The 6,414-nt window shown below is 72.8% G+C and carries 7 protein-coding genes and 1 pseudogene; 2 read left to right on the top strand and 6 right to left on the bottom strand.

Annotation, left to right across the window (positions count from 1 at the left end):
* Positions 1-587 (top strand): annotated as a pseudogene (locus VGH76_RS20160) (hypothetical protein); the annotation flags it as partial.
* A gap of 379 nt (positions 588-966) precedes the next feature.
* Here the strand turns inward: VGH76_RS20160 and VGH76_RS20165 are convergent.
* The 3 genes from VGH76_RS20165 to VGH76_RS20175 form a co-directional block, all read right to left on the bottom strand.
* Positions 967-1,209, bottom strand: a complete 243-nt coding sequence (locus tag VGH76_RS20165) for a hypothetical protein (RefSeq protein WP_331558507.1) — start codon at positions 1,207-1,209, stop codon at positions 967-969.
* Between the two features lie 197 nt (positions 1,210-1,406).
* A complete protein-coding gene (locus tag VGH76_RS20170; protein ID WP_331558508.1) occupies positions 1,407-1,601 on the bottom strand; it encodes a ferredoxin in 195 nt (64 codons plus the stop codon).
* Positions 1,602-1,716: 115 nt separating this feature from the next.
* On the bottom strand, positions 1,717-2,988 hold the full coding sequence (locus VGH76_RS20175; protein WP_331558509.1) for a helix-turn-helix transcriptional regulator: 1,272 nt from the start codon (positions 2,986-2,988) through the stop codon (positions 1,717-1,719).
* A 236-nt stretch (positions 2,989-3,224) separates the two neighbouring features.
* Here VGH76_RS20175 and VGH76_RS20180 point away from each other — a divergent pair, with 236 nt between their 5' ends.
* Positions 3,225-4,232 (top strand): NAD(P)H-dependent glycerol-3-phosphate dehydrogenase, encoded by a 1,008-nt coding sequence (locus VGH76_RS20180; protein WP_331558510.1) that lies wholly within the window; start codon positions 3,225-3,227, stop codon positions 4,230-4,232.
* Between the two features lie 12 nt (positions 4,233-4,244).
* Here the strand turns inward: VGH76_RS20180 and VGH76_RS20185 are convergent, their stop codons facing one another.
* The 3 genes from VGH76_RS20185 to VGH76_RS20195 form a co-directional block, all read right to left on the bottom strand.
* On the bottom strand, positions 4,245-5,216 hold the full coding sequence (locus tag VGH76_RS20185) for an ABC transporter ATP-binding protein (RefSeq protein WP_331558511.1): 972 nt from the start codon (positions 5,214-5,216) through the stop codon (positions 4,245-4,247).
* Positions 5,217-5,299: 83 nt separating this feature from the next.
* The gene (locus VGH76_RS20190; RefSeq protein ID WP_331558512.1) at positions 5,300-5,890 is read right to left on the bottom strand and encodes a hypothetical protein; all 591 of its coding nucleotides are present in this window, start codon (positions 5,888-5,890) and stop codon (positions 5,300-5,302) included.
* 125 nt (positions 5,891-6,015) lie between these two features.
* The coding region (locus VGH76_RS20195; RefSeq protein WP_331558513.1) for a hypothetical protein at positions 6,016-6,414 on the bottom strand (399 nt) is incomplete at its 5' end.

Consider the following 6,414-nt stretch of genomic DNA (forward strand, 5'->3'; position numbering starts at 1 on the left):
CGGCCTCTGCTCAGCCCGCTGCTGCGCAGCCGGCTGCCGCTCAGCCGGCCGCCGCTCAGCCGGCCGCGGCTCAGCCCGCCGCCGCTCAGCCGGCTTACGCCCAGCCCGCTACCGCTCAGCCGGCTTACGCCCAGCCCGCTACCGCGCAGCCCGCCTACGCGCAGCCCGCCGCGGCCCAGCCGACCTACGCCCAGCCCGCGTACGCGCAGCCCGCGTACGCCCAGCCGGCCTACGCGCAGCCCGCGTACGCCCAGCCCACCTACGCGCAGCCGGCCCAGCCCGCGCCGCAGCAGGGCCTCATCGCCCGGATGCTCGGAGCCGCCCCGTCGTCCTCGACGGCCGCTCCGGCGCCCGCCGCTCCGGCGCCCGCCGCCCCGAAGCTCGACGCCCCCAAGGTCGACGCCCCCAAGACGGACGCCCCCAAGACGGACGGCGCCGCGAAGAAGGCCGATTCGAAGACGTCCCACGCGAAGACGGACACCGACAAGAAGGCCGGTTCGTTCAAGGCCGACGCCAAGAAGGACGGCCACTCCATGAAGGACGGCGCCAAGGACGCAGGCGGCATCCTCAGCGGCTTCAGCATCTGAGGTCCGCACTCGGAACCACGACGACGCCGGTCCACCCGCTCCGGGAGGGCCGGCGTCGTCGTGTCGGGGCCCGTCTTGTCGCGGCCGATTGCGGCCGCCCCGCCACACTGTCGTTCAGAATCACCACGACGAGCCCAGCCGCGGCTCGCTGGAACGGACAGCTGCGGCACCCACCGTCCGGCGAGCCGCTCCACCGTCGAGCGGTCCAACGCGACCTGGGCCGCCAGCGCCGCCGACGCCGAGGTCTCCGACGAACCCGACGACGGGACGGGTGACGAGGACGACGACGAGCCCGGGTCGGAGGACGCGGCTGCGGGCACCGGCACGCCGACAGTGACGGTCGGGGTCACGACCGGGGTCGGAGCTGCCGCCCCGAAGATCACTGCGGGTCGGGCGGCGAGGACCCCGACGGCGACGAGGACGACCGCCACGACATCGAGCCCTGCGGCATCGAGCCCCGCGGCATCGAGCCCAGCGGCATCGGGTCCTGGCGCACCGGGCCCTGGGCCATCGATGCGCCCGCAACCACCGGCACCCGCGCGCCCAGCTCCTGGCGGGCACCGCACGCCACGCAGAAGTGCAGGTCCGGAAGCAGGGCGGCCCCGCAACGGCAGCGACTCACGACGATCATCCCCGACGAACGGGCCGGGTGGATGTCCCGGCTCCTCGCCGTGTGCATCGGAGCAGGGGAACCGTCGTTACACCGGGTCGCCTATCGCAGGCGCCCGTTCACACTACTGGCTGGCCGAGGTCCTCGAGCGTCCCGACGACCGGCCCGGCCCTGGTGTGGATCGACGGGCAGGTCGTCGGCGGGTTGCGTCAGTCCTCGGCGATGCTCAGGGCCTCGGTCGGGCACGCCTCGACGGCGGCCTTGAGCGCGGCGCGCTGATCCTCGGCCGGACGCTCGTCGAGAACCTCGAGCGTCCCCTCGTCGTCGATCTCGAAGAGATCGGGTGCTTCCGCCTCGCACATCCCCAGGCCGGTGCACTTGGAGCGGTCGACCACGATTCGCATGTCGTCTCCTTCCTCGTCTCGTCCGCGAGACGCCGACCACCGTAGACGGAGCGTGTTCCCTCGACGTCTCCCCGTGGGGGTCTGTGAGGTACCCCTTCGAGGCCGGGATCCGGACTCACGTGGGCCCGGAGGCGCCGGCGGACGTCCTTCCGTACTCGCTGCGCAGCCAGCACGAGACCGCCTCGGCGCGGTTCGAGGCATCGAGCTTGCGCAGGATCCGCTTCACGTGCGACTTCACCGTGCCCACGGAGATGACCAGACGACGGGCGATCTGCTCGTTGCTGGCGCCGTCCGCCATCAGCTGCAGCACCTCGATCTCCCGACGGGTAACCACGTCGAGGAGGGCGTGGTGACGAGCGGAGCGGGCCCCGGCCGCGCCACTGCTCTCGCGGAGCGACCATCCGGCGTGGCCCTCCGGGCGGCGCGAGCGGTCCGGTGCGCCCTCGTCCCGCCGCGAGCACGCGACCAGCAGCGACGACGGTGCGTGGTCCGCCTCGCGGCGCACCGACTCGAGTCGGTCGGCGATGCTCTGCCGGGCGAGAAGCGTGCCCAGCGACTGGGAGAAGACCCAGAGCGCCTCGAGCTCGAGATGAGCCGGCATCCGCCGCTGGCCGTAGCAGTCGGCGTGCAGGAAGCCGATCACCGTGCCGTTGTCCGAGATCGGCGCGGCGACGTACCCCCGGGTGCGCGAGCTCGTGACCAGCTCCTGGTGCATGAGCGGGCGGTTGAGGGGATCGGTGACCCGCAGCGGCGTCGCCCGCCGGACCATGCGGGTCTCGAGCAACGACGAGTCGAGCAGCCGGTACTGCTGACGCCCCGCCTCGAGGATCTCCTCGGCCCAGCGTCCGTCACCCTTGACGTACATGCGCTCGGGGACCCACGCCGACTCGTCCACCCGCGACAGGAGCACCCGGTCGAAGCCGATCCCCGCCGCGACGATCGGCGCCTGGTCGATCATCTCGGTGAGCGAGCCCGCCCGGCGCAGGGTCTGCAGCCCGTCGCGGACACGTGATATCAGCCCACCGGTCGCGGCCGAGGCCGAGGTCTCCAGCTGCTGCTCCGCGTCACGGATGTCGCTGAGCAACCCGACCAGCGCCTGCAGCCGGCGGGGATCGGCGCCGGAGACTGCAAGGGCCCCGATCTCGGCCCCCGCCTCGTCCCAGGCGCGGGCCAGGGCCCGCGCTCCGCCCGCATGACCGACCACCGGGACCTCGTCGTCGCCGGGGGCCCAGCCCAGGAGGTTCCGCGCCTGCTCGATGACGACGAGAGCGGCTTCCAGGGCGTCCGCCGACTCGTCGTCATCCGTGGCGGCGTACGCCGAACGGACCTCCGTCGGAGCGCCGGAGCCGTCCAGCCCCACCAACTGACGCGCCGCATTGCTCGCCATCTGCACCTCCGCACACGAGGCCGCGACCGGCCTCGGCTGTCGCCAGATCGACAGCCCATGACGTGGGTCACGGTACCAAGCCTATTCGCGTCCTCAACCTTTGGGGACCCGAGCTAGTGGCGTGGCACACTCACGCGAGGATGGGCCGGACGGCCGAACGTCCTGCCGTCCGACGCCAGGAGGCTCACCATGTCGACGAACTCGGGGCCGCCCGCCGGCCGCGCTGGGACCACCCGATGACCCGCCCGGTCCAGATCACGGTCCTCGGCGCGGGCTCCTGGGGCACGGGCGTCGCGGCCCTGGCGGCGCGCAACACGCCCACGCTGCTCTGGGCGCGCGACCCTGCCGTGGCCGAGGAGATCAACGAGCAGCGGACGAACGGGCGCTACCTCGACGGGCACGTCCTGCCCACGGAGCTGCGCGCCACGGCGGACCTCGAGGAAGCCTCGTCGCGGGCGGACGTCCTGGTGGTCGGGGTCCCGTCGCACAGCATGCGGGACGTGCTGTCCGAGGCCTCCCCGCACGTCCGGGCCTGGATCCCGGTGATCTCGCTGGCCAAGGGACTCGAACCGGAGAGCCGACTGCGACCGACCCAGGTGATCGGCGAGTGCCTGCCGGGGCACTCGGTGGGCCTGTTGGCCGGCCCCAACATCGCCGGCGAGGTCCTCGCGGGCTACGCCGCCGCCGCCGTCGTCGCGACCCCGGACAACGCGGTGGCTTCGGCGCTCCAGCCGCTGTTCGCCTCGTCGGTGTTCCGCGTGTACCGCAACCACGATGTCACCGGCTGCGAGCTCGGCGGCATCCTCAAGAACATCATCGCGATCGCCGCCGGAATGGGCGACGGCCTCGGGGTCGGCGTCAACACCCGTGCCCTCGTCATCGCCCGCGGCCTCGCCGAGATCACCCGGCTCGGCGAGGCGATGGGTGCCGACCCGCGGACCTTCGCCGGCCTGACCGGCCTCGGCGACCTCATGGCGACCTGCATGAGCCCCGCGTCGCGCAACCGGCGGGTGGGCGAGGAGATCGCGAGTGGCAAGTCGATCGACCAGGTGCTCGAGGAGATGACGCAGGTCGCGGAAGGGGTCAAGACCGCCCGCAGCGTCGTGGAGCTCGCTGGGGAGCTCGGCGTCGACGTGCCCATCTGCGCCGAGGTCGACGGCGTGGTCAACGAGGGGCGCACGGCCGAGGAGGCCTACCGCGGGCTGCGCCGGCGGACTCCGGGCAGCGAGTACGAGGCGGCCTGACCGGCGACGGGTTCAGAGGAAGGTGAACACGTTGTCGATCACCCCGGACAGCAGCGCGATCAGGGTCGCCAGGCCCATCAGTCCGAGCAGGAGATAGGTCGCCCACTGCCACGTGCTGGTCTCACGCCGGGCGTCCTCCACCTGGGCGAGGGTGCTGCGGCTCCGGTCGTCGGTCACCGCGAAGGAGGCGCGGAACGCGAACCGCTCGTCCCAGGTGTCGGCATCGACGACGCCCTCGAGGAGCTCGGCCACCGGCCCCTGGGCGACGACCCGGCCCGCGAGGATCACCACGAGGTCGTCGCCCAGTGCGCGGGCCATCTCGATGTCGTGGCAGGTGAGGACCATCGTCGCGTCCGTGACCGCCCGGGCGCGGCGGATCGACTCGATGACCGACGTCCGGTTGGTGGCGTCGATCGCGTCGCCGGGGTCGTCCAGGACGAGCAGGTACGGGTCGTCGACGAACGACTTCGCGAGCGCCAGCCGGCGCCGGGTCCCCGCCGAGAGCGCCGACGGCATCAGGTGGGCGACGTCGGTCAGCTCGAACTCGACCATCCGTCGCCACGCCCGTTCCTCGACGACCGCCTCGTCGTAACCGCGCACCTCGAGCGGGTAGCGCAGGTTCGCCCACGCCGTCATCGACGCGAACAGCGAGCTGTCGTAGATGGACGCACCCCCGAGCAGCACCCCCATCCCGCGACGGAGGTCGCGGAGCTCCGCGGGGCCGAGGTCGTGGACGGCGTGCCCGTCGACGGTGACGTCGCCGGACCCGTCGTCCGGTGTCTCGAGTCCCAGCAGGATCCGGATCAGGGTCGTCTTCCCGACGCCCGAGGGACCCATGACGACGAGCGTCCGCCCGGGGGCCACGCTCAGCGAGATCCCGTCGAGCACGCGGGTGCCCTCGAAGGACTTGCTGACGTCGTCGATCACGACCTCCGGGGCGGAGGTCAACAGATCGGTACCGGTCGTCCGGTTCACCTTCGTCATCGACGCATGACTCCTTCGGGGGGCGGCATTACCCCGACAGCGACAGTCAGCGTGCCAGACGGGTCAACGGTGACCGCCCGTCCTCAGGCTTTCGCGGTCGTCCGCCCGCGCACCGCACACCGGCTGCACGCGGTGAAGCCCTCGTCGCGCGCGTCGTCGACGGTGAGGGCCTCCGCCTCCTGGCCGTCGAGCACCTGGCAGCCGTCGACGTGGTAGCGCATTCGGCCGGGGACGATGTGCACCACGGTGGTCCCGTCGATCCCCGGCGCCGTCGCGATGTGAGCCGCCGGCGTCACCGGCTCGGCCTTCGCGGCGACCGGCTCCGCCTCCGCGGGCTCCGCCTCGGCGGCCACGGGCTCGGCCTTCGCGGCCACGGGCTCGGTCTTCGCGGGCTCGGTCTTCGCGGGCTCGGCCTTCGCATCCACCGGCTCCGCCTCCGGGGCCTCGGCCGTGGCCGGCTCGGCGGTGGTGGTCTCCGCCGCGGGCTCGGTCTCGACGGGCTCGGCCGTCGCCGACTCCTCGGCCTTCGCCGGCCCCCGGCGCAGCAGGATCACGTAGAGGACCGCGGCGACCACGCTGACCGCGAGCGCCACCCCGGCCAGCATCGTCGTGCCCGTCAGGAAGGCGCTGATGAGGAGCGCCGCGGCCACGATCACGAGAGCACCGATAAGCATGAGACCGAGGTCCTCCTGTCGAGGAGTGGCGTGCCTGGCCCCGGCATGCTATCGCCGGGTCTCGGCGAGGTAACGGGCGAGGGTCCGACGGCGCTCGTCGGTCGCCGGGACCGGCCGGGGCCGGATCAGTCCGAGGACGTCTTCGAGCGGGCGGCGATGCGGCCCGCGAGCCCGCCGACGACGGCGGCCGCCACGAACGAGTACACGCAGTACAGCGGGTTGAACGTGCCCTGCAGGAACATCAGCGGCACCACGAGGAGGTAGCTGATCACCCCCGCGCCGGCCCCGTGCAACGGCGGGTTGGGGCAGGCGATCCCGACGCGGGCGCCGGCGGAGGCGAAGGCCACGACGGCGACGAGGATCAGCCAGAACATGCCCAGCACCGGCACGTAGGTGCTGACGATCGGCTGGATGAGCCCGCCGAAGACCAGGATCATGAACCCGGTGCTGACGGCACGGGCGACGGCGCCCACGTCGACCTGCGACGCTCGGGATTCCGACGGCGCGCTGCGGGCCGACGCCGT

It is taken from the genome of Actinomycetospora sp., assembly GCF_036497585.1.
Lineage (GTDB): Bacteria > Actinomycetota > Actinomycetes > Mycobacteriales > Pseudonocardiaceae > Actinomycetospora.

What these genes read in the sequence shown, in the direction of transcription:
- VGH76_RS20175 (WP_331558509.1), bottom strand. Translation starts at nt 2,988, where the DNA reads ATGGCGAGCAATGCGGCGCGTCAGTTGGTGGGGCTGGACGGCTCCGGC.
- VGH76_RS20185 (WP_331558511.1), bottom strand. Translation starts at nt 5,216, where the DNA reads ATGACGAAGGTGAACCGGACGACCGGTACCGATCTGTTGACCTCCGCC.
- VGH76_RS20180 (WP_331558510.1), top strand. Translation starts at nt 3,225, where the DNA reads ATGACCCGCCCGGTCCAGATCACGGTCCTCGGCGCGGGCTCCTGGGGC.
- VGH76_RS20170 (WP_331558508.1), bottom strand. Translation starts at nt 1,601, where the DNA reads ATGCGAATCGTGGTCGACCGCTCCAAGTGCACCGGCCTGGGGATGTGC.
- VGH76_RS20190 (WP_331558512.1), bottom strand. Translation starts at nt 5,890, where the DNA reads ATGCTTATCGGTGCTCTCGTGATCGTGGCCGCGGCGCTCCTCATCAGC.